Origin of the sequence: Agrobacterium sp. SORGH_AS 787 (genome assembly GCF_030819035.1) — a bacterium.
GTDB lineage: Bacteria > Pseudomonadota > Alphaproteobacteria > Rhizobiales > Rhizobiaceae > Agrobacterium > Agrobacterium larrymoorei_B.
Genome location: NZ_JAUTBG010000002.1, coordinates 655,788 through 676,914, shown reverse-complemented (window position 1 = coordinate 676,914; position 21,127 = coordinate 655,788). Strand labels below are relative to the sequence as shown.

Genomic DNA, 21,127 nt, shown 5'->3' with positions numbered 1-21,127 from the left:
GAACTCTCTCCACGTTACATTTGAGCTCGATGGCTCTCGGTAGGCGTCCCAATATGTCTGCGGCGACTGCTACCTCCGACCGCTGCAGATATCTAACAAGTCGAATGTTACTGTGGAAGCCCCTATTTAAGGCTGCGCTCCCCCTCGCCAATCGATTGTGCCCTACTCAACGGCGCGTCGATTAAAAGGTTCCAAATTTTTTGGAGCTTTGACATGAATCAAGTTGTTATTCGTCAAGAGTCTTATAAGTATTCTGGAACAGTTCAAAAGTGGAGGCGAATTGACGCATGGGAGCGATTCCAGCGCCAAGGGGGTTGACGGTTCAAGGAGGTGAGCCGACAACGATTGCACGTATTCTGGAGCATGGAATGGACTTCGAGGCATTTTTCAAGACCGAGCTGGATGGTTTGCATTCGGAAGGTCGATACCGCGTGTTTGCCGATCTCGAGCGACAACAGGGACATTTTCCAAAGGCGACCCGTTATACCGCCGATGGAGAGAAGCGCGACGTCACGGTCTGGTGCTCCAACGACTATCTCGGCATGGGTCAGAACCCCAAGGTCATCGAGGCGATGAAAGCCGCTATCGATCACTGTGGCGCGGGTGCGGGAGGCACCCGGAATATCTCTGGCACCAACCATCACCACGTCAAGCTCGAGCGCGAACTTGCCGATCTGCACGGCAAAGAGTCCGCGCTGATCTTCACCTCCGGCTACATTTCCAACTGGGCAACACTCGGCACGCTCGGCCAGAAGATCCCCGGCCTCATCATTTTCTCGGATGCGCTGAACCATGCCTCGATGATCGAAGGCATTCGTTATGGCCGCTGCGAGAAAGTGATCTGGAAGCATAACGATCTGGAAGATCTGGAAGCCAAGCTCAAGGCCGCCGATCCGGCAGCACCGAAGCTGATCGCGTTTGAATCGGTCTATTCGATGGATGGCGATATTTCGCCGATCAAAGAGATCTGCGATCTCGCCGACAAATACGGCGCCATGACCTATCTCGATGAAGTGCATGCGGTCGGCATGTATGGTCCGCGCGGCGGCGGCATCGCCGAGCGCGAAGGCCTGATGGACCGTCTGACGATCATCGAAGGCACGCTCGGCAAGGCCTTCGGCGTGATGGGCGGCTATATTGCGGCTTCGGAAGCGTTGTGCGATTTCGTCCGTTCCTTCGCGTCCGGCTTCATCTTCACCACGGCGCTTCCGCCATCGCTCGCAGCTGGCGCCGTTGCCTCGATCCAGCACCTGAAGGCGAGCCCCTTCGAGCGCGCCCGCCACCAGGAGCGCGTGCGCACGCTGCGCGCCATGCTGGACGCGAGCGGCATTCCGCACATGACAAACCCCAGCCATATCGTTCCGGTGATGGTGGGCGATGCCGCCAAGTGCAAATGGATTTCCGATATCCTGCTCGACGATCATGGCGTCTATGTGCAGCCGATCAACTATCCGACCGTGCCGCGCAAGACCGAACGTCTGCGCATCACGCCAACGCCGCTTCATACCGATGCGGATCTGGAACGTCTGGTCGGTGCGCTGCATCAGCTCTGGTCCCGTTGCGCGCTGGCACGCGCCGTCGCCTGATCGTCACGAGGCCGAATTGAAAAAGGGGCGCAGCTTAAAGGCTGTGCCCCTTTTACGTTTTAAAGCATGTCGCGCAAAAGTGTGCAGCGGTTTTCCGATAACGACATGCGATCACGAGCTAAAGCGTATGAGCGAATCCGAAAGATCGCGACACGTTTTAGTGCTCAAGCATTTCCTGGACGATGTCCTTGCCCGAGAGCGAGGATGGGTAGTAGGTCGGCCAATTGGTCAGTTCCTTCAGCACCGTTGCGCGGTCATCGCCCCAGTAGAGGTGGTAATGGCCAGCCTTTTGCGGCGCGATGGTGTGGTCGCTGAACTGGATGTATTGCGGCGCGGACGCATCGCCGCCGGTCTTCTTGAAGATGTAGCGAACGCCGCGATTGCCTTTCTTGTAGGTCAGGATCTCATAACCGTCGCTGGCGTACTTGCCTTCGGTGGCCTTGCCGTCACGATAGAAGGTCACGTCCTCGCCCTTGATGGTGATGCGGTTGACGTCGGTCTTGTAGCCGACATCATATTCCTCGCGAAACTCCTTGGCGCTCTTCTTGCCGTCCTCGGCCTTGTGCTGCATGACCGGATCAAGCGTGCCATCCACGAGATAAGGATAGACCGACTGCCAATCGCCTTCCCAATCGGAAAGCGCGCGCTGCTTCACGGCGCTGTCTTCGAAGTAGCCCCTATACACGTCACTGGAGGTGTTCGAATGGCTATGGGAATGGTCATGGGAGTGATTATGCGTTTCGGATTTGGACGGTGCTGACTTCTCCTGCGCGACCGCGGCGGTGGAGAGCAGCAGCAGCGAGCTGACGGAGAGGGCGAGGGCCTGCGTGAGTTTCATCGTGTTTCCTCAATTTTGTGATGTAATAACGTAACAAGAGGCGACATAACGAGAAAGTTTCGGTGTGGCAAGCCAGGATCGAAATTTTAAGCACAGCAAAGCGTCCCGATGGCGCGCACCGGATTGCCGTCTCACCGTAAAATGAGAGGAGAGTTCCTACGCGGCCTTCTGCTTCTGCCGGATCACATCTTCGGCATAGGCGCGGGCTTGCGTATCGGCGGCCAGAATGGCCTCGATCGTGTCGGCTGGCCTGTCATCGTTCATCCGCTCCATGACGGATTCGACCGCATCGGCCATGTGCAGGAAGCCGATCCTGCCATCGACAAAGGCGTGAAAGGCGGTTTCTTCCGCTGCGTTCAACACTGCACCTTGGACGCCGCCGCGTTCCAGCGCCAGACGGGCAAGCCTGATCGATGGAAAGCGCTCCTCGTCTGGAGCTTCGAAATCGAGCCGTGCCAGCTTGGCGAAATCCAGTCGCTCGACGTCGAGCTTGCCGCGGCCGGGATAGGTCAAGGCGTAAGCGATCGCCGTGCGCATATCCGGGCAGCCGAGCTGGGCGATGACCGAGCCATCCGTATAGGCCACCATGGAATGGATGATGGATTGCGGGTGGACGATCACTTCGATCTGCGACGGCTGAAGATCGAAGAGATATTTCGCCTCGATCATTTCCAGCGCCTTGTTGAACATCGAGGCGCTACCGATGGAGACCTTTAGCCCCATGGACCAGTTGGGGTGGGCGCGCGCAACTTCGGCGGTGACGCCATCCATCTGCTCGCGGTTCCAGGTGCGGAAGGGTCCGCCGGATGCGGTCAGGACGATGCGCTCCACCTTGTCTCGGTTATGGGGTTCCAGGCATTGGAAGATGGCGCTGTGTTCGCTATCGACCGGTATCAGCGTGCCCCCGCCCTCGCGCATGGTGGAGATGAAGACATCGCCGCCGGTGACCAGACACTCCTTGTTGGCGAGCGCGATGTTGGCGCCGCGGCGAGCCGCCGTCAGCGTTGGCTCAAGCCCAGGCGTGCCGGCAATCGCCGCCATCACCCAATCGGCGTCCAGGCTTGCGGCTTCCTGCAAGCCGCTTTTGCCGGACGCAACGGCGATGCCGCTTCCGGCAAGTGCGTCCTTCAATTCGGCATATTTCTCGTCATCGGCGGTGACGGCAAGCTTCACGCCGAACTCGCGCGCCTGTTCGGCGAGCAACGCCACATTGCCTGCACCGGTCAGCCCCAGAATCTCGAAGCGATCGCGCCCACCGAGCTGGCGAATGACATCCAGCGTGTTCGTTCCAATCGAGCCGGTGGCGCCAAGGACGGTCAGTTTTTCAGGCGGGTTGCTGCCATTGCGGCGTGTCATGTGAAATCCGGCTTTCGTGGAAACTCTCAAACCAAGGCTCTACAAGCGAAACCGGGGCAGAACAAGGTCAAAGCCTCACAGCCGCTCTTCCGCCTCCATTCCGTCTTTTTCGCCATCGATGACATCTGCGTGCGTCGCTTGCCAATAATGGCGCGAGCATGCAGGTTGCGTGACTCGGTACGACGCGTGGCAGAGCGATCTGATACGGCATTGATAAATAGAGGATTTTCATGAAGCGATTTTTGATCTCCAGCGGCTGGATTTTCGTTATCACCCTTCTGCTGGTGGTTGTCTTCATTCCCTTCGATCCGCGCATCTCCGAGCGCGCGCAGGCGCTTCCCGGCGCGATCGTCGGCTTCAACAAGGCAATCACCAATTTCGGCACCTTTCGCTGGATGCTCTACAGCACCGGGCTGTTTGCGATCATCGCCTATATTGCCGGGCGTTTTCTCCTGAGCAGTCCCTATTCGGGGAGGCTGCGCACCGCATGGCGGCTCTTTGCCTATTTCTTCCTGACGATCGGCAGCGCCAGCATCTTCGTTCACATTCTGAAATTCATGATCGGTCGGGGACGGCCGGAACTCTATGCCGATATTGGCGCCTATAGCCTGACACCGTTTACTGGTGACAATCTCTATGAGAGTTTTCCCTCGGGCCACTCCACGGCAGCGGGTGCCTTCTTTGGTGCCTTTGCCATGCTGATCCCGCGTTTTCGCTATGTCTTCATGGCGCTGGCGCTCATCATCGGCATCTCGCGAGTGATCGTCGGGGCGCATTATCCAAGCGATGTCGCGGCTGGCCTTCTGCTCGGCATCTGGACGGCCATGCTCTTCGCCTTTATCTTCGCCCGCAAGGAATGGTTGTTCCGTTTCGTCAAGGGCTGGCCCTATCCGAAGAACACGCCGCTCCCGCCTGCCGATCAGGCATGATGACATAGGACCTTGCCATGCCCAGCCAAGACCACCACGACGCCCAGGCAATAGAGACCACGGTTGCCATCGTCGGCGGTGGGCCTGCGGGCATGATGCTTGGCCTGTTACTGGCGCGGGCGGGGATCGATGTGACGGTCATCGAGAAGCATGGCGATTTCCTGCGGGATTTCCGCGGCGATACGATCCATCCTTCGACGATTGCGCTGATCGAGCAACTGGGTTTTGCCCAGGAGTTTCTGGCGCTGCCGCACACAAGGGCGGAAAAGCTGCATGCGGAGGTGGGTGGCGAGAAGCGCACCATTGCAGACTTCTCCTGGTTGCCGGTCAGACACAAGTTCATCGCCTTCATGCCGCAATGGGATTTCCTCAATTTTCTGGCGGGCAAGGCAGGCCAGTTCGAGAGTTTCCGCCTGTTGCACAATGCAGCAGTCAGCGACCTCGTCGAGACCAACGGGAAGGTCAGCGGCGTTGTGCTCTCCACGCCGTCTGGCGAACTCACCGTGAAGGCCGATCTTGTGGTCGGTGCCGATGGCCGCAATTCCACAGTGCGGGACAAGGCCGGGCTGGATGTCGAGCGCTTCGGCGTGCCGACGGAAGTTCTGTGGATGCGGCTCTCGAAACAGCCGGGCGATCCCAATGAGACCATGGGTCATGCCGGTCCTCAGCAGGGTTTCGTGCTGATCGATCGCGGCGATTATTGGCAGTGTGGCTATGTGGTGCGCCGTGGCGTCTTTTCTGAGATCAAGGAGAAAGGCGTCGAGGCTTTCCGCGGGCGCGTGGCCGAGGTCTGCCCGCTGCCGGCTGACCGACTACAGGAGATCAAAAGCTTTGACGATGTCTATCTTCTGACGGTGCGCATCGATCGCCTGACGCAATGGTGGAAACCCGGCCTGATCTGCATCGGTGACGCCGCTCATGCCATGTCGCCGATTGGCGGCGTCGGCGTCAATCTCGCCATTCAGGATGCGGTCGCTGCCGCCAATATTCTGGTGCCCGCCCTGCGTGATAGGGGATCCATTTCCGATGACGATCTGGCTGCGATCGAACAGCGACGCACATTCCCCACCAAGGCAACGCAGAAGCTGCAATTGATGATGCGCAGCAAGAACCGCAAGGATCACGAGGCGGCTCCCAAAGCCAAGGGCCCACCCGCCTTCGTGCGCGTCATCCTGCGCTTTCCACTCCTCGCCCATCTTGCTGGCCGTTTGATCGGGCTCGGGTTTAGGCGCGAGAAGATTACTTATTGAGGCCCAAACCCTACTCCTCGTCCAACTGATGCTCGGCATAGAGCCTGCGCAGAACACGTGCCGTGCCGTTGGCGCCATCCAGATCGAGCGTGATCTCACCGGGCTCCGGTAGCGCCAAAGCTGCGCGGATCGCCTCTGCCATGGTCTGTGGCGAGATGGTGTTTTCTTCCAGAACCTGGGCGAGGCCGAGCTTTGCCAGCCGCGAGGCGCGGGCGCCCTGTTCGGTTTCGCCGCCGGCGGCAAAGGGGATGAGAAGCGAGCGGCACTTGGCTTGCAGGATATCGCAGACGGTGTTGTAGCCGGCCTGCGAGATGGAGAGCTTTGCGCCGGAGAGGAGGCTGGCGAAATCCTTGCGGAAGCGGAAGACGGAGATAGTTTCGCCGGCTTGAGCCGAGATCGCATCGAAATCCGCCTGCGGCATGTTGGGGCCGGTGATCAGGCACCAGGTTTTCAGTTCGGGGATGTCTGGTGCGGCGGCAAGCGCTGCTTTCAGAAGCGCGCCGCCCACGGCGCCGCCACCTGCGGAGACAACCACGTCGAAGCGCTCTTCTGGTGGCTTCGGTTTTGCCGGGGCAACAAGGCCGGTATAGACGATGCGCTGGCTGATCTGTTCGGCAAGCGGAAAAGTCTCTTCCAAGCGCACGAAGTTCGGATCGCCGTGGACCAGCACGGTGTCGAAGTGCTTCTTGACGAGATCGATGGTTTCTTCGTCGCGGCCGGGCTTGGCACGTTCCTGCAGGATATCGCGCAGCGACGTCATCACCAGCGGGCGCTTGACGCTTTTCTCGATGGCCGCAAGCAGTGGCAGCAGTTCGAAACGCACCTGTCTGCGGCCAAAGGGGAAGGCTTCGATGATGACGATGTCGGGCATCGCGCCGTGATAGGCGCCGAGCAGCATGCTGGTGCGGTTGTCCTTGAAGGCATCGTCCACCGGCGCGCCACTGGCATCGACGAGGCCGGAGAAATTGCCATCGGCCACGGCAACCGGCGGCAGTTCGACATGGCGGATGCCTTCGCCCGGAAAGCCCGGAACCGGCGTTCCGCCTGTCACCATCGTCACGTCGAAGCCATTCGCGACCAGAGCATGCGCGACGCGGCTGGCGCGGGCGATATGGCCGATGCCGAGCAGATGCTGGACGTAGAAGAACACGCGCGGTGCTTGGATGGCGTCGGTAGCGGCGGAGGTGGTCACGAGGTCTTCTCCCATTCCTGTTCGAAGAGATGTTTCAGGTCGGTGATGCTGGTGCGGTGATCGAAGGCAGTGCGCACGCGGTATTCCGCGGCTTGGCCCAGCTTCACTCTCAGTGTCGGATCGGAGATGGCGCGCTCCAGGGCCTTCGAAAAGGCAGCCTCATTTTCCGGCTCGGTCAGGAGGCCGTTTTCACCGTCGATGAAGAATTCGGGGATGCCGGAAATATTGGTGGAAACACATGTCAGCGCCTGGCTTGCGGCTTCCACCAGAACATTCGGCAAACCGTCTCGGTCGCCATCGGCGGTGATGCGGCAGGCGAGCGCGAAGAGATCGGCTTTGCGATAGTGCTCCAGCACCTGCTTCTGATCCATCGCACCCGTCCAGGTGATCCTGTCGGCGATACCCAATTGCGCGGCGAGCGCCTTCAGCGTCGCCAATTCGTCACCGCCGCCAATATGGGTGAAGCGCCAGTGTAGGGTTGCGGGAAGGGCGGCGAGCGCCTTCAGCAGAATGTCGATGCCTTTCTTTTTCACCGCACGACCCACACTCAGGATCTGTACGGGATCGGCGGGGTCCGAGCCGTCACGCGCTGGTCGCGCGCCTTCCATGGGCGGAAAGCGGGTGAGGTCAAGGCCGTGATAGCTCAAATGCACCGTGGCTGGTTTCGGCGACAGGTCCTGCAAATGGCGATAGCCGCTTGCGGTGCAGGTCACGGCCCAGCGGGCGCTGCCGAGCTTGTGGGAGAGATCGGCGTCCGTCGACGTCCAGATATCCTTGGCATGGGCCGAGATCGTCCACGGAATGTCAGTGATCAGATGCGTATAGGCGGCCACCGAGGCAGGCGTGTGGATGAAGTGGACATGCAGCCAGCCCGCATCCTGCGGCCATTCGTGAGACAGGACTGCGGCCTGGCCGAAACGGCGGAAGCGGTTGCGGGAAAAGTCGTGGCTGAGATCGTGAAAGAACTGGCGTAGCGCCTTGCCGAAGCCGGGCTTCTTCCGGCAAGCCCACAGCGCTTTTAGGACGCGCAGCGGTTCCTCATGCAGATATTCCGGCAGATAGGTGACGGGTGCGCGGATTTCATCATGCACCGGGTGGCGCTTCTTGTCGGTCGGGCGGCGCATGGACATGAGCTCGAGCGTGAGGCCTGCCCTCTCAAGGCCTAACAGTTCCTGTGCGATGAATGTTTCGGACAGGCGCGGATAGCCTTTCAGCAGCACCACGATTTTCTTTCTTGGGGTCACGTCTTCGTGCCTTCTTTCACTTGCAGCGGTTCCGGTAAACCGGGATGTCGGTCTCCACCGCTTTTACGCATGTCCGCATCCAAAGCCACGGTATGGAGGCCGGAATGCTGTTGGCAACCCTTAAGCAGTGGCGGAGATGACGTTCGGGGTATCGTCCGGTTGCAGCCATTCGGCAACGCGGCGGGAGATGTTTTCAAGCCCATCGAGCTTCAGGTTGCGGCCATTGGCGGAGGGTGGCGGGCGCTTTAACAGAGCTTTCAGCGCCTTTGCCATCAGTTCGGGGTTTTCCGCCTCTTCGGGGGACAGCATGTCGAACAGGCCGAGTTCGGAGGCACGGCTGGCGCGGATCAGTTGTTCTTCACGCGGAACGATGCGCGGCACGACAAGCGCAGGCTTGTCAAAGGAGAGGATTTCGCAGACGGTATTATAGCCGCCCATGGAGACCACGGCTTGGGCACCCGCGACCAGATCCTCCATGCGGTTGTCGAAGTCGATGATTTCCATCTGGGGAATATCGGCAACATTTGCCGCAAACTTCTGCCGCTGTTCGGTGGGCATGTAAGGCCCCAGCACCACCAGTGCTTTCTGGGTCAGGGTTCGATCGAACTTGTAGGCACGGATCACATCGTCGATCAGCTCGGAGCCATCGCCGCCGCCGCCCGTCGTCACCAGAATATAGTCGCCTTCATGCCGGCTGGGATTGTCGCCGCGCGTCTTGGAGCGTTGCAGGAAGCCGACGAATTCGGTCTTCTCGCGGACCCCGGGCGGCACGTCGAGGCCTTCCAGCGGGTCATGGAAATCAGGAGGGCCGTAGACCCAGACATGGTCGTAGAAACGCTCGATCTTGTTCAGCACGTCATTGCGCTTCCACTCGGCTTCGAGCAGTTGCGGTGCATCCATCACGTCGCGCAGGCCGATGACCAGCTTGGTGCCGCGCGATTTGAGATAGGTGAGGGTTTCCTCCACTTCGCCACGCAGCCCCATCGGCTCCTTGTCGACGATGAAGATGTCCGGCTGGAAGCTTTCGGCGGTGTGGTAGATGATCGAGCGGCGCATCTTCAATGTTTCCTGAAGATCGATGTGCTGGTCGAGCGAGGTGTATTCGCCGTTTCTGAGCTTGATAACGCTCGGGATCTTCACGAAGTCGACGCGCGCCCGGTAATCGAAGGCGCCAGCGATTGTGGCGCCCGAGATGATCAGAACATTCAGGCCGCGATAGTCCTCCACCAGCGCATGGGCAATGGTGCGGCATCGACGCAGATGTCCAAGCCCGAAGGAGTCGTGGCTGTACATCAGAATGCGTGCATCGTTTAAACGAATTGTCACGAGCAGAACCTCATTTTACCGCTTATGCGCCGTGTGACTCCATGCGGCCCTCTCATCGAGACGGCTGCATTATTTGAAAGGGTCTGCTGCATCACGTAGTCCATCGCCAAGGAAATTAAAGGCGAGCACGACCAGAACGACTGGAAGAATCGGGATTAAAAGCCATGGATACAAGGCAATCACGCTGACACTTCGCGCTTCCGTGAGCAGAATGCCCCAACTTGTGATCGGAGGACGAAGGCCAAGGCCTAAGAAGCTGAGCGCCGTTTCGCCCAGAATCATCCCGGGAATGGTGAGCGTAGCGGACGCGATCAGATGCGACATGAAGCCCGGGATCAGATGCCGGCCGATGATGCGGCTGGTGCTGGCACCCATTAGCTGGGCAGAGAGCACATAATCCTCTTCACGCAGCGCGAGCAGCTTGGAGCGCACGGCGCGCGCCAATCCCGTCCAGTCGAGCAGCCCCAGAATCACGGTGATGCCGAGATAGACGAGGATCGGACTCCAGGTCACCGGCATGATGGCGGCAAGCGCCAGCCATAGCGGGATGCTGGGGATCGATTGCAGCACTTCGATGATGCGCTGGACGATCAGATCGAAGACGCCGCCGCGATAGCCGGCGAGCCCGCCGATCACGATGCCGAGAACGAAGCTCATCGCCACGCCGAAAAGGCCGATGGTCAGCGAAATGCGTGCGCCATAGATGATGCGCGAGAGAACGTCGCGGCCAAGGCGGTCGGTGCCCAGCAGGAACATCTGACCGTCCTTGGCCGGGCAGACCAGATGGACGTTGGAATCGAACAGTCCCCAGAAGCGGTAGCTATCGCCACGGCAGAAGAAGCGGATCTTCTGCACATCCGTCGGCACGTCGGTATAGACGCGGCGCAGATTGTCCATGTCGAGGCTCATGGTGCGGCCATAGACGAAGGGGCCGACGAATTGACCGTCATGGAAAAGGTGAATGCTCTGCGGCGGAGCATAGATGTTTTCCACGTCGCGCGTGTGGAGATTATAGGGCGCCAGGAACTCGCAGATGAAAATAGACAGATAGAGAAACAGCAGGAAGAAGCCGGAATAGAGCGCCAGCTTGTGCTGCCGGAACTGCCACCACATCAGCTTCCATTGCGAGGCGCGACCAACCATGGCGAGCGCGCTGGTGGCGGGCTCGACCAGATAGGGATCGAAAGGGGCAGCGGAAACGTAATGCGGCAGCGGCTCGCCGGGCTTTGGAATGGATGAAGTCATTTGACGCTCCCACCTCCCAATCGAATGCGAGGATCGAGAATGGCGAGCGCAATATCGGAGATCAGCACGCCGATGACGGTGAGGAAGGCCAGGAACATCAGGAAGGAGCCAGCCAGATACATGTCCTGGCTCTGCAGCGCGCGGATCAGCATCGGACCGGTGGTTTCGAGCGACAGGACGACGGCGGTGATTTCCGCACCGGAAATGATGGCTGGCAGGATGGAGCCGATATCGGAAATAAAGAAGTTCAGCGCCATGCGCAGCGGATATTTGGTCAGCACCTTGAAGGGATGAAGCCCCTTGGCACGCGCCGTCACCACATATTGCTTTTGCAATTCATCCAGCAGGTTGGCGCGAAGACGCCGGATCATGCCCGCCGTTCCGGCGGTGCTGATGATCAGAACCGGGATCCACAGATGCTCGAGGATCGACTTGAGCTTGTCCCAGCTCATCGGCTGGTTCAGATATTCGCGGTCCATCAGATGGCCGATGGAGGTGCCGAACCAGATATTGGCAAAATACATCAGGATCAGCGCCAGCATGAAGTTGGGAATGGCGATGCCGAGCAGGCCGAGGAAGGTCAGGCCGTAATCGCCCCAGCTATATTTATGCGTGGCGGAATAGATCCCGATCGGGAAGGCGACGATCCAGGTGACGATGATGGTGACGAAGGAGACCAGAACCGTCAGCCAAAGGCGCTCGCCCACCACTTCGCTGACGGGAAGCTGGTATTCGAAGGAATAGCCGAAATCGCCGACCAGCATGCCCGTCGCCCATCTGAAGTAGCGAATGGGGGCGGGCTGGTCGAAGCCATAGCGGCTGCGCAGCTCCTCGATTTCGGCCATGTTGGCCGTCTCGCCCATGGCGCGCATTTCCGCCACATAGCTTTCGAAGTAATCGCCCGGTGGCAGTTCGATGATGGTGAAGACCAGCATCGATATCAGGATCAGCGTCGGGATCATGACGAGGATGCGCCCGATAATATATCTGAGCATGTCAGGCGCTCCCGTCGTACCAGAAGGTGTCTGGCATATAGATGCCGAGATAGGCGGTCGGCTCGAAGCCGAAAAGCGCCTTTTCCGGCACGTTCTTCAGCCGGGCTCTGTGAACGATGGGCTGAAGCGCGCCGTTCACCGTGCCGATGGAGAAGACCTGTTGCGTATAGATCGACAGCATTTCCAGCCAGATCTCCTTGCGCTCTTCAAAGGTGACGCTGCGGCGCCATTTTTTGAAGAGATCGAGCAGCTGGATGGCCTCCGGCAGATCCGGCGGTTTGCCTTCGCGCCCGCCGGAGAGATAATGGATGCCCCAGACCGGCCATTGCAGCTGATCGTCGCCGGTGGGTGCGAGACCCGAAGGCAGCATGTCGGCGTTTGGAATGGCATTATCCATGCCGAACCAGACCGACATCATGACCTCGCCGCCCATGGCGCGCTTGCGGAACACGTCGCGTTGCGTCGGGCGGCTGGACAGCGAGATGCCGATCTTACGCCAGTGATCGGTGATCAGCTCCAGCACGTCGGTTTCCAGCGTGCTTTCACCCGCGGTTTCGACGATCACATGTGCCGGACGTCCGTCTGGCAGAAGGCGAATGCCCCGATCGTTGCGCTCCGTCAGGCCCACCTCGTCCAATAGCCTGTTGGCAAGTTCGGGATCGTATTGCGCCCAGGCGGTGGCGAATTCCGGCCGGAAGAGCGGGCTTTCCGGCAGCACGGTATCGGCGCTTTCCTTGGCTAGGCCATAGAAGCAGACCATGTTGATCTCATGCCGGTTGATCGCCACCGAGATGGCACGGCGTACGCGCACGTCACGGAACAGGGTGCGCCAGGTATCGTCAGCACAGTTGAGGTTCGGCAGCAGGCAGACGCGCGATCCCTGGCTGCGCTTCCAGAGATTCACCTTCAGCGGGTAGCGGGCCTCGGCATCCTTCAGGAAGGTGTAGTCGTTGAAATCGAGGTTCATGAACTGCAGGTCGCTGTCACCCGACGCCGTCTTGGCGGCGATGATTTCCGACGATGTGACGTTCAGCAGATAGCGATCGACATAGGGGAGCTGGCGGCCATTCTCATCGACGCGATGGTAGTAGGGATTGCGCTCGAAAATGAACTGTTCGGCGGGCGGCGCGGTAATGACGCGCCAGGCATCGAGCGTCGGCAGATCGGGGTTTTCCGGGCGCAGCTGCCGCGACATCTTGATGTGCAGGCTGCTCCAGTCGTCCACCTTGTTCTTCTTCATCAGCTTGGCGAGCTTTTCCGGCGTCTGATATTTGACGTGGAACTGCTTCATATAGGCAGCAGGCAAGAAGACGCGGGCGGGCGACGCGCCTGCCAGCTTCGCCAGGAAATCCGGGTTCGGCCCTTCCCAGGTATAACGCACCGTCAGCGGGTCGACGGCCTCGACCAGAGGCGGCTTGCCGTAGACAAGCAGTTCGATGGGCGGGCCGCCCTTGTGGATTTCAAGGTTGAGCGCCACGTCTTCCCAGAAATAGCGGAAATCCTCGGCGGTGAAATCGCTGCCATCCGACCACTTGTGGCCCTCGCGCAGTTTCAGCGTGAAGATGCGCTCCTCATCCACGGTGTAGGATTCGAGGATGTCGGGAATGAAGTTCAGCTTCTCGTCGTAACCGACGAGCCGCGCATAGGAGTCGATCGGCATCAGGCGAATGTCGCGCTGGCCGCCGATCAGCATACGGATATTGCCGCCATGCTGGCCGGGCTCGCGGCCCATGGCCTTCAGATTGATCACGCGAGGATTCTTCGGCAGGCGCTGATCGAGTGGCGGCAGTTCGCCCTTGTCGCGCTTTTCCTTGAAGAAATCGGCATCGATATAGGTCGCAGCGGACGCCTTCCAGGGCGCGAAGACGGAGGCGAGCAGGGCAAGGGTGGTGCGGCGCGTGATCAAGACCGTAGCTCCCCAACATCCGCGTTGGCATTGGCAAGCACGAGGTGGCCGCCGCCAAGATCGGCTGTAATCATCTGTCCGTTGTCCTCATCGCGGAACTGCTTGCCCCAGTCGAACTTGCCGGTGGCGCTGATCTTGCCGATGGTCTTGAAATCCAGCGGCCGGTCCAGATCGGGGAAGGGAACGGCAGCGAGCAGCGATTTCGTATAGGGGTGGACGGGATTGCGCATCAGCGTTTCACGAGGCGCGAGCTCGACGATCTTACCCTCGCACATCACCGCCACGCGGTCTGCCATGTAATCGACGACGGCGAGATTGTGCGAGATGAAGAGGTAGGTCAGCCCCAAATCCTTCTGCAAATCCTTCAAGAGATTGAGGATCTGCGCCTGCACCGACACGTCAAGCGCCGATACCGGCTCGTCGCAGATCAGCAGTTCCGGGCCGAGCATCAGCGCACGCGCAATGCCGATACGCTGGCGCTGGCCGCCGGAGAAGCTGTGCGGATAGCGGTTCAGCGCATTGTCGCCCAAGCCAATGGCGCGCAGCAGGTTCTTGACGCGCTCCTGCCGGTATTTGGAGTCACCGCGCCCGTGGATTTCCAGTGGTTCGCTGAGAATGTTGCCGACCGTCATGCGCGGGGAAAGCGAAGACACGGGGTCCTGGAACACCATCTGGATGCGGGTGCGAAGCTCACGCAGATCGCCGTCTACGGCGTTCATTACGTCGATATCGCCGCTCTTGCTGTGGAAAGCGATCTCGCCTTCCTCCGGCCTGACGGCGCGCATCAAAATCTTGCTGACGGTCGTCTTGCCGCTGCCGCTTTCGCCCACAAGTCCGAGGCATTCACCGCGCATGATATCGAAGCTCACGCCATCAACCGCCTTGGTGGTAGTAGCATTGCCAGAGGTAAACCAGCTCGATTTGCGGGTCGTATAGGTCTTGGAAATATTTTTGACGCTGAGGAGCACGCCCGGCGCCTTGTCGACATTCGCCGTCTTCTTGCCGATCAGGCTTTCCTTGTCGATGGTCACGTCACGCAGTGCCTTCAGCCGTTCGCCGGGCTTCATGTCGAAATGCGGCACGGCTGCCATCAGACCCTTGAGATAGGGGTGCGAGGGCGCGCGGAAGATGTCGTCCACCGTGCCCGCTTCCATGATCTCGCCCTGGTAGATGACGGCAACCTCATCGGCGATATTGGCGACGACGCCGAGATCGTGGGTGATGAGCAGCATGCTCATGTTGAGACGGCTCTGGAGGTCGCGCAAAAGCTTGAGGATCTGCGCCTGGATCGTCACGTCGAGTGCCGTCGTCGGCTCGTCGGCGATCAAGAGCGCCGGACGACAGATCAGCGCCATGGCGATCATGGCGCGCTGGCGCATGCCGCCGGACAGCTCGAAGGGGTACATCTGACAGATCTTGGCCGGATTGGAAAAGCCGACGAGATCGAGCGTCTCTTCCATCTTTTCCTGCCGCTCCTTCGGTGTCAGCACCGAATGGATGCGCAGCGCCTCGTCGATCTGGTTGCCGACAGTGTGGAGCGGCGAAAACGAGGTCATCGGTTCCTGAAAGATCAGGCCGATACGGTTACCGCGAATGGCGCGCATGGGCTTGCCGTCCTGCTCCAATCGCAGGAGGTCGATGGGGCGTTGGTCTGCTTTCAGCGGATCGGAGAAAAGAACGCGACCGCTGACCTGAGCAGTGCGTGGCTGGATCCCCATAATGGTCTGGCCGATAACCGATTTGCCGGAGCCGGATTCGCCGACGAGTGCGGTGACCTTTCCTGGCAGGATGCGGAGGCTTGCGCCCCGGACCGCTTCGATCTTTCCGCCCATAATGGAAAAAGAGACCTGCAGATTTTCAATGCGAAGCAAATCTGCGCCTGCACTCATGCCAAAGGATCCCCTGCCGTCTTGTTGGTTGCCTGTGGCATTATCACGCGGCCGTTGATATTCACGTTATCGTACACTCCAGGCTCTGTCCATGCTCTTGAAACCATGAAAATTTCCGGCTTTCTGCCTCATCTTGGGCTTGCAGGAAAACCTCTATTCCGAAGATATGTCGGGGTTATTAAAGCTGCGGAGCGACCATGCCAGACAAAGCCACTTTCGATGCAACGCTTGCAGACATCCGCCGGTTGCTGGCAGAAAAAGATTTCGCTGCGGCAGAGGATCGCCTTGCCGTCCTCTCCCTGGCGGGCAACCAGCATTTGATGGGTGAGACAACCGCGCTCGGCCTGCCGCGTCGCCTGCATTCGGCCTATCTGCGGCTTGCCAAGGCAAAGGGCGATGCCATCGCCAAAGCCGGCTATCAATATCTCCTCGTGCCGCCACCGGAGACGTTTGCGCCCTATGGCCGCTTTTCTGCGGATGAAAGACGAGCGATTGCGCAGAAGAACCGCGAAGCGGTGCCGAAGCTGCTCCACCAGATCTGGATCGGTACGAAAGATGTGCCGCCCTCAACCGCTGCCTGGCGCAAACATGCCGAGGCCAACGGCTATGCCTATCGTCTGTGGCGGGAGGCCGACCTTGAGGCGGAGGGCATCGATGCCGATCCGATCTTCCGGCGGATGTTGGAGGATGGGGATTATCCCGGTGCCGTGGATGTGGCGCGCTACTTCATCCTGTCGCGCGTGGGCGGCATCTATCTCGATTGCGATTTCTATCCGGCGCGCGAGGATATGAGCTTCGGCGATATCCTTCCCATGGTGGGCCTCACCGCCTTTGCCGAGGAGACGCCCCGGCTGACGGGACAGGGAAGCGTGCTGCTCGCCAATTCCTTCGTCGCCACGCCGCCCGGCCATCCCGTGTTCGAGCGCATTTTGCAGGCTCTGCCGGAGATTGCCGAGCGTCTGCCGCGCGCACCCGCATGGTGGGGCACGGGCCCGCTGATCTTTACCGTGGTGGCGCGCGCGGGATCGGTGACGCTGGCGGGTGCCGATTTCGTCTCTGCGATCCTGGCAGACCGGGCGGGGTTCAGTGCGGTGGAACAGGCGCGGGCCGAAGCCCAGGAAAAGGGCGATGGGCTGCTGATCGCCTGGAAATCATGGTAAAGGCCGGGGCATCTCTGTCGTTGCGGTCTCACGGTTGGCAGCTGCCTTCGCGGCGGCTGCCATCTGCTCTTTGCGCTTCTCGTCTTCCGCGCGTTTCAGCTTGTCCTGATCGTGGTGCCATTTGATCGAATAATACATGCCGATGCCGACGACGAGCAGCTTCAGCGGTAACATCACGATCGGAAAATACTCGAACCATTCCATTTTCGTCACACTTTCCAAACAGAGCCCTACAGCATCGGCCCGAAAATCGGATTCGATTTTCGGAAAGCACGAGGCGTAGACTCAAAAAGTAAAGCGTCCTTTGTGCGCCCATAGGGCGCACGGCGCTTTAGTGGCTTCTCGCCCGTGTGCTTAGGCCTGAGTGGAAAGACTTGATATTCGACATATTGTCGCGCCGGATCACGCCTTCAAACCGCCTCTTCAATCAGCGATCCGGTACGGCGCCAGCGGCACCCCGGATGACTGGCGGTGAGGGAAAACAGCCGATCGAGAAAAGCCCATGCGCTCTCGTCATGGTCGAGGTGATGGGTGAGGATGCCGGTGGTTCTTACCCCTTGCTCGGCCACCACCATGCGCTCTGCGGTCTCGGCAAAGAGCAGATCGTGATCCTTGCCGCCTCTCGTTCCCCGCCAGTCGATGATATCGACATGGGTGTTCAAGAGAGGAAGAGGCGCGGTCTTTTCCGGCCCATAGACCGACAGCGCCCGATAGCCGAGCGCAGGTAGGCCTTCGACGATTTCCGCATCGATCCGGTTCCATGGTGGCACGAGCATCGGTACGAAGCGGTTCGGATGGAGGTTCTTCAGCTTTTCAAAGCCTGCCTGCAATTCGCCAAGCACGACGTCCTTGCGGCGATGGAGCCCCAGCTCGCGCTTCTTTTCTTCCGGCCCGGCATGGTTTCGATGCGCCCAACCATGCACTGCGACATCGATTTTTTCCGCGCTTTCGAGCTTCTTCGCTAAGGTCTCACCGGTGGGCTCGGGAATGACGGCGAGAGTCATCGGCACGGCGTAGCGGTCGGAGAGTGCCAGCAGATGATCGAGCGCTGGCGTCGGCTCTGTCGCGTCGTCGTCGCGCAGCCAGAACTCTGCGGCAACGCTGCGGCTGGCGAAACTGTCGAGCGTGTCGAGAAGTTTCTTTTCCGTCATGGTGCGCTCCCTCTGGCATCTTGCAGAATCCGGTCGAGCGTCGATGCTGCCTTGTGCAGCGAGCGCTCCTCGATGACGAATGCTCTGGCATTGTCTGCCATGGCCTGTCTCTTTTCCCGATCGGTCAGCAGGTCCGGTATCGCATCCGCATAGCTTTGCGTGTCCCCCGGCTCGGTCAGAATTCCGGTTTTTCCATCGATCACCACTTCCGGCACGCCTGCGATGTGCTCGGCGATCACCGGCAGGCCAGCGGCTTGCGCCTCCAGATAGGCAAGCCCATAGGCTTCGCCGTGGCCGGGCCAGAGATAGAGCGAGGCGCGGAAGAGAATCTCGGCGATCTGCTGCGGGGTCTTCTCCCCGTGCCAGACAAGGCGATGCTGTTCGACGTCTTGGAAGAGTTGCTGCACTCCCTCGCGCTCCGGTCCGTCGCCGATGATATCCAGCCTCCAGTCGAGATTAGGGAGGCGTGTCAACGCCGCCGCCAAGGCCTCGTAGCTGCTGAGCTTGTCACCAGCGCGCATCATCGCCACGGTCGCCATTCGCCCGGCCTGCGGGGCCGGGGTCTGCGCGTTGAACAGAGACGTGTCGAGGAAGGGCGGCAGCATCTGCGTGCGCATGGCTGGATTGGCCTTGAGGAGGCCGTCGCGGTCGCGGTGGGTGAAACAGATGTTGACCGCGGCAAGGCTCAGATCCTCCAGCAGCTTCGCCTGAACCTCGGCCCAACCGGTGGCATTGCGCTTGGGGGAATAGGAGGCCTCTGCGGTCACATAGGGGATTGCGAATGACCGGCTAAGCTCCGGTCCCAGACAATCGAGCGCCTTATAATAGGGATGATAGCAGAACCAGAGGTCCGGCGCTCCATTGCTTTCCCAGAGTATCGATATGCGCTGCCGTTCCTGCTCCGCGTCCCGCGCCAGCATATCGGCCTCCTCGCCATCCGGCTGACGCAGGAAGGATCGCAGTTCCGAGACCACCTCGACCTCGTGACCGGCAAGCCGCATGGCCTGCATCAACAGCCGTGCCATCAGCCTGTCGCCGGAGGGCACCGGGTGGTTCGGAGACTTCATCGGGCAGTAGAACGCGATCTTCATGGCTGCCAGTCATGCGTTTTCGGTCGCGTCCTCGTCAACCGGAAATTAGCAAGGCGCAGCCTTGACACCATGGGTCTTCTCGCCCAACTGAAAGGCATGTTTTCCTCGCGCGCAGGACGCAAAACGCTTTGACTTCTTCTCCAAATGCACAGCGACTTCTCGACCTCATTCACTCGAAAGAGGCGCGGGCAGGTGTCATCGGCCTTGGTTATGTGGGCTTGCCGCTTGCCATGACGATCGCCACCTCCGGCTTCAAGGTCACCGGTTTCGATATCGATCCGGGCAAGATCAAGGCCGTCGAAGCGCGCAAGAGCTATATCGAGGCGGTGCCGGATGATATTTTGGCCGGGACCTGCGCCGACGGCACTTTCCAAGCGACGAGCGATTTTTCCAAGCTCGGCGAGTGTGATGTGATCGCCATTTGCGTTCCGACCCCGCTCACCAAATATCGCGATCCCGACCTTTCCTATGTGGAGAACACCTGTCGAGAGATTGCCGAAACGCTTCGCCCCGGCCAGCTCGTGGTGCTGGAATCGACCACCTATCCCGGCACGACCGATGGCATCGTCAAGACCATCCTGGAAAAGACCGGGCTGAAATCGACCGAAGATTTCTTCCTGGGATTTTCGCCGGAGCGCGAAGACCCCGGCAACCGCGACTTCCACACCTCCACCATTCCGAAGGTGGTCGCTGGCGACGGGCCGGATGCGGCGGAACTGATGACGGCCTTCTACGGCGCCGTGGTCAAGACTGTCATTCCTGTTTCCACCACCGCAACGGCTGAAGCGGTGAAGATTACCGAAAACGTCTTCCGTGCCGTCAACATCGCGCTCGTCAATGAGTTGAAGGTCGTCTATGAGGCCATGGGCATCGATATCTGGGAGGTGGTGGATGCGGCAAAGACCAAGCCTTTCGGCTACATGCCCTTCTATCCCGGCCCCGGCCTTGGCGGCCACTGCATTCCGATCGACCCCTTCTACCTGACCTGGAAGTCCAAGGAATACGAACTCCCGACGCGCTTCATCGAGCTTGCCGGCCAGATCAACACCGCCATGCCGCGCCATGTCGTCGGGCGGTTGGCGGAAGCGCTGGACGTCCATCAGGGCAAGGCGCTCAGCCGTTCCAAGGTGCTGGTGCTGGGGCTCGCCTATAAGAAGAACGTGCCGGACATTCGCGAAAGCCCGTCTCTGAAGCTGATCGAGCTGATCCTTGAGCGCGGCGGCGATGTCGCCTTCCATGACCCTTACGTGGCGGAAATCCCAAAGACGCGCGAATATAGCGAGTTGATGGGCATGAAATCCGCCGTCTGGACCAAGGACAGCATTGCCGGTTTCGATGCGGTGCTGGTCGCGACCGACCATGACAATATCGATTACCAGCAACTGGCCGACTGGTCGCCGCTGATTATCGACACGCGCAACGCCTTTGCCCGTCGCGGCATCAGCGCAAGTCACATCCTCAAGGCCTGATCGGAAATCTTTTGACATGAGCAGACTGGACAGCTTCATCCGCCGCCTCAGCGCCCAGCGCGATATCTTGAACCATGTGCAGGGCGATCTCGATCTGCCTGCCGAAGGCCCGATCATGGAAATCGGCCTTGGCAATGGGCGCACCTTCAACCATTTGCGCGAGCTGTTCCCGGATCGTCGTATCGTCGCCTTCGACCGCGCCATGGGAGCGCATGCCTCCTCCGTACCGGAGGAGGGCAATCTGGTTCTCGGTGAAATCGCCCAGACGGCGAAGGACTGGGTCGGGATCGGTGCGGCCCTCGTCCATGCCGATATCGGCACCGGCTATGACGAGAAGGATGCGGTGACGCTGACATGGCTGCCGCAGATCGTTTCGGGCATGCTCGCCAAGGGCGGCATTGCCATCAGCGGCCTGCCGCTGAAGGAAGCAAGCCTCGATCCGCTGCCGGTGCCTGACACAGTGCCGACGGATCGGTATTTCCTCTACCGCAAGGTCTAAC

Annotated in this window: 18 protein-coding genes; 6 read left to right on the top strand and 12 right to left on the bottom strand. The window is 59.9% G+C overall.

Annotation, left to right across the window (positions count from 1 at the left end; translation table 11 throughout):
• Positions 1–368: 368 nt before the first annotated feature.
• Positions 369–1,586, top strand: a complete 1,218-nt coding sequence (gene hemA / locus QE435_RS12685; protein ID WP_349041597.1) for a 5-aminolevulinate synthase — start codon at positions 369–371, stop codon at positions 1,584–1,586.
• Positions 1,587–1,743: 157 nt separating this feature from the next.
• On the opposite strand, the gene QE435_RS12680 is transcribed toward hemA, so the two are convergent.
• Both QE435_RS12680 and dxr read right to left on the bottom strand, forming a co-directional pair.
• Positions 1,744–2,424 (bottom strand): metal-binding protein ZinT, encoded by a 681-nt coding sequence (locus tag QE435_RS12680; protein WP_349041596.1) that lies wholly within the window; start codon positions 2,422–2,424, stop codon positions 1,744–1,746.
• 156 nt (positions 2,425–2,580) lie between these two features.
• Entirely contained in the window at positions 2,581–3,780 is a 1,200-nt protein-coding gene (gene dxr, locus QE435_RS12675; RefSeq protein WP_349041595.1) for a 1-deoxy-D-xylulose-5-phosphate reductoisomerase, read from the bottom strand.
• Between the two features lie 230 nt (positions 3,781–4,010).
• Here dxr and QE435_RS12670 point away from each other — a divergent pair, with 230 nt between their 5' ends.
• Together QE435_RS12670 and QE435_RS12665 are read left to right on the top strand one after the other, a co-directional pair.
• A complete protein-coding gene (locus QE435_RS12670) occupies positions 4,011–4,709 on the top strand; it encodes a phosphatase PAP2 family protein (RefSeq protein WP_349041594.1) in 699 nt (232 codons plus the stop codon).
• Positions 4,710–4,726: 17 nt separating this feature from the next.
• Positions 4,727–5,959: an FAD-dependent oxidoreductase gene (locus QE435_RS12665; RefSeq protein ID WP_349041593.1), complete on the top strand. Its 1,233-nt coding sequence runs from the start codon at positions 4,727–4,729 to the stop codon at positions 5,957–5,959.
• Positions 5,960–5,969: 10 nt separating this feature from the next.
• On the opposite strand, the gene QE435_RS12660 is transcribed toward QE435_RS12665, so the two are convergent.
• The 7 genes from QE435_RS12660 to QE435_RS12630 form a co-directional block, all read right to left on the bottom strand.
• On the bottom strand, positions 5,970–7,151 hold the full coding sequence (locus QE435_RS12660) for a glycosyltransferase (RefSeq protein WP_349041592.1): 1,182 nt from the start codon (positions 7,149–7,151) through the stop codon (positions 5,970–5,972).
• Positions 7,148–8,395 (bottom strand): glycosyltransferase, encoded by a 1,248-nt coding sequence (locus QE435_RS12655; protein WP_349041591.1) that lies wholly within the window; start codon positions 8,393–8,395, stop codon positions 7,148–7,150. The genes QE435_RS12660 and QE435_RS12655 overlap by 4 nt, the downstream gene beginning before the upstream one ends.
• A 120-nt stretch (positions 8,396–8,515) precedes the next feature.
• Positions 8,516–9,721: a glycosyltransferase family protein gene (locus tag QE435_RS12650; protein ID WP_349041590.1), complete on the bottom strand. Its 1,206-nt coding sequence runs from the start codon at positions 9,719–9,721 to the stop codon at positions 8,516–8,518.
• 69 nt (positions 9,722–9,790) lie between these two features.
• Positions 9,791–10,966: an ABC transporter permease gene (locus QE435_RS12645; protein ID WP_306934918.1), complete on the bottom strand. Its 1,176-nt coding sequence runs from the start codon at positions 10,964–10,966 to the stop codon at positions 9,791–9,793.
• The gene (locus QE435_RS12640; protein ID WP_309771867.1) at positions 10,963–11,961 is read right to left on the bottom strand and encodes an ABC transporter permease; all 999 of its coding nucleotides are present in this window, start codon (positions 11,959–11,961) and stop codon (positions 10,963–10,965) included. Before QE435_RS12640 ends, QE435_RS12645 begins: the two co-directional genes overlap by 4 nt.
• Position 11,962: 1 nt before the next feature.
• Positions 11,963–13,867, bottom strand: a complete 1,905-nt coding sequence (locus QE435_RS12635; RefSeq protein ID WP_349041589.1) for an ABC transporter substrate-binding protein — start codon at positions 13,865–13,867, stop codon at positions 11,963–11,965.
• Entirely contained in the window at positions 13,864–15,756 is a 1,893-nt protein-coding gene (locus QE435_RS12630) for an ABC transporter ATP-binding protein (protein ID WP_349041588.1), read from the bottom strand. The genes QE435_RS12635 and QE435_RS12630 overlap by 4 nt, the downstream gene beginning before the upstream one ends.
• Positions 15,757–15,953: 197 nt before the next feature.
• Between QE435_RS12630 and QE435_RS12625 the strand changes: the two genes are divergently transcribed.
• On the top strand, positions 15,954–16,916 hold the full coding sequence (locus tag QE435_RS12625) for a glycosyltransferase (RefSeq protein WP_349041587.1): 963 nt from the start codon (positions 15,954–15,956) through the stop codon (positions 16,914–16,916).
• Here the strand turns inward: QE435_RS12625 and QE435_RS12620 are convergent.
• The 3 genes from QE435_RS12620 to QE435_RS12610 form a co-directional block, all read right to left on the bottom strand.
• A complete protein-coding gene (locus QE435_RS12620) occupies positions 16,908–17,120 on the bottom strand; it encodes a hypothetical protein (protein WP_349041586.1) in 213 nt (70 codons plus the stop codon). The two genes, QE435_RS12625 and QE435_RS12620, sit on opposite strands and share 9 nt — an antisense overlap.
• Positions 17,121–17,326: 206 nt before the next feature.
• Positions 17,327–18,067 (bottom strand): polysaccharide deacetylase family protein, encoded by a 741-nt coding sequence (locus QE435_RS12615; RefSeq protein WP_349041585.1) that lies wholly within the window; start codon positions 18,065–18,067, stop codon positions 17,327–17,329.
• On the bottom strand, positions 18,064–19,158 hold the full coding sequence (locus QE435_RS12610) for a glycosyltransferase family 4 protein (protein ID WP_349041584.1): 1,095 nt from the start codon (positions 19,156–19,158) through the stop codon (positions 18,064–18,066). Before QE435_RS12610 ends, QE435_RS12615 begins: the two co-directional genes overlap by 4 nt.
• A gap of 128 nt (positions 19,159–19,286) precedes the next feature.
• Here QE435_RS12610 and QE435_RS12605 point away from each other — a divergent pair, with 128 nt between their 5' ends.
• Positions 19,287–20,627 carry a nucleotide sugar dehydrogenase gene (locus QE435_RS12605; protein WP_306934486.1) on the top strand — a complete coding sequence of 447 codons (1,341 nt, stop codon included), beginning with the start codon at positions 19,287–19,289 and terminating at the stop codon, positions 20,625–20,627.
• Between the two features lie 16 nt (positions 20,628–20,643).
• Positions 20,644–21,126: a class I SAM-dependent methyltransferase gene (locus tag QE435_RS12600; protein ID WP_349041583.1), complete on the top strand. Its 483-nt coding sequence runs from the start codon at positions 20,644–20,646 to the stop codon at positions 21,124–21,126.
• Position 21,127 lies beyond the last annotated feature (1 nt).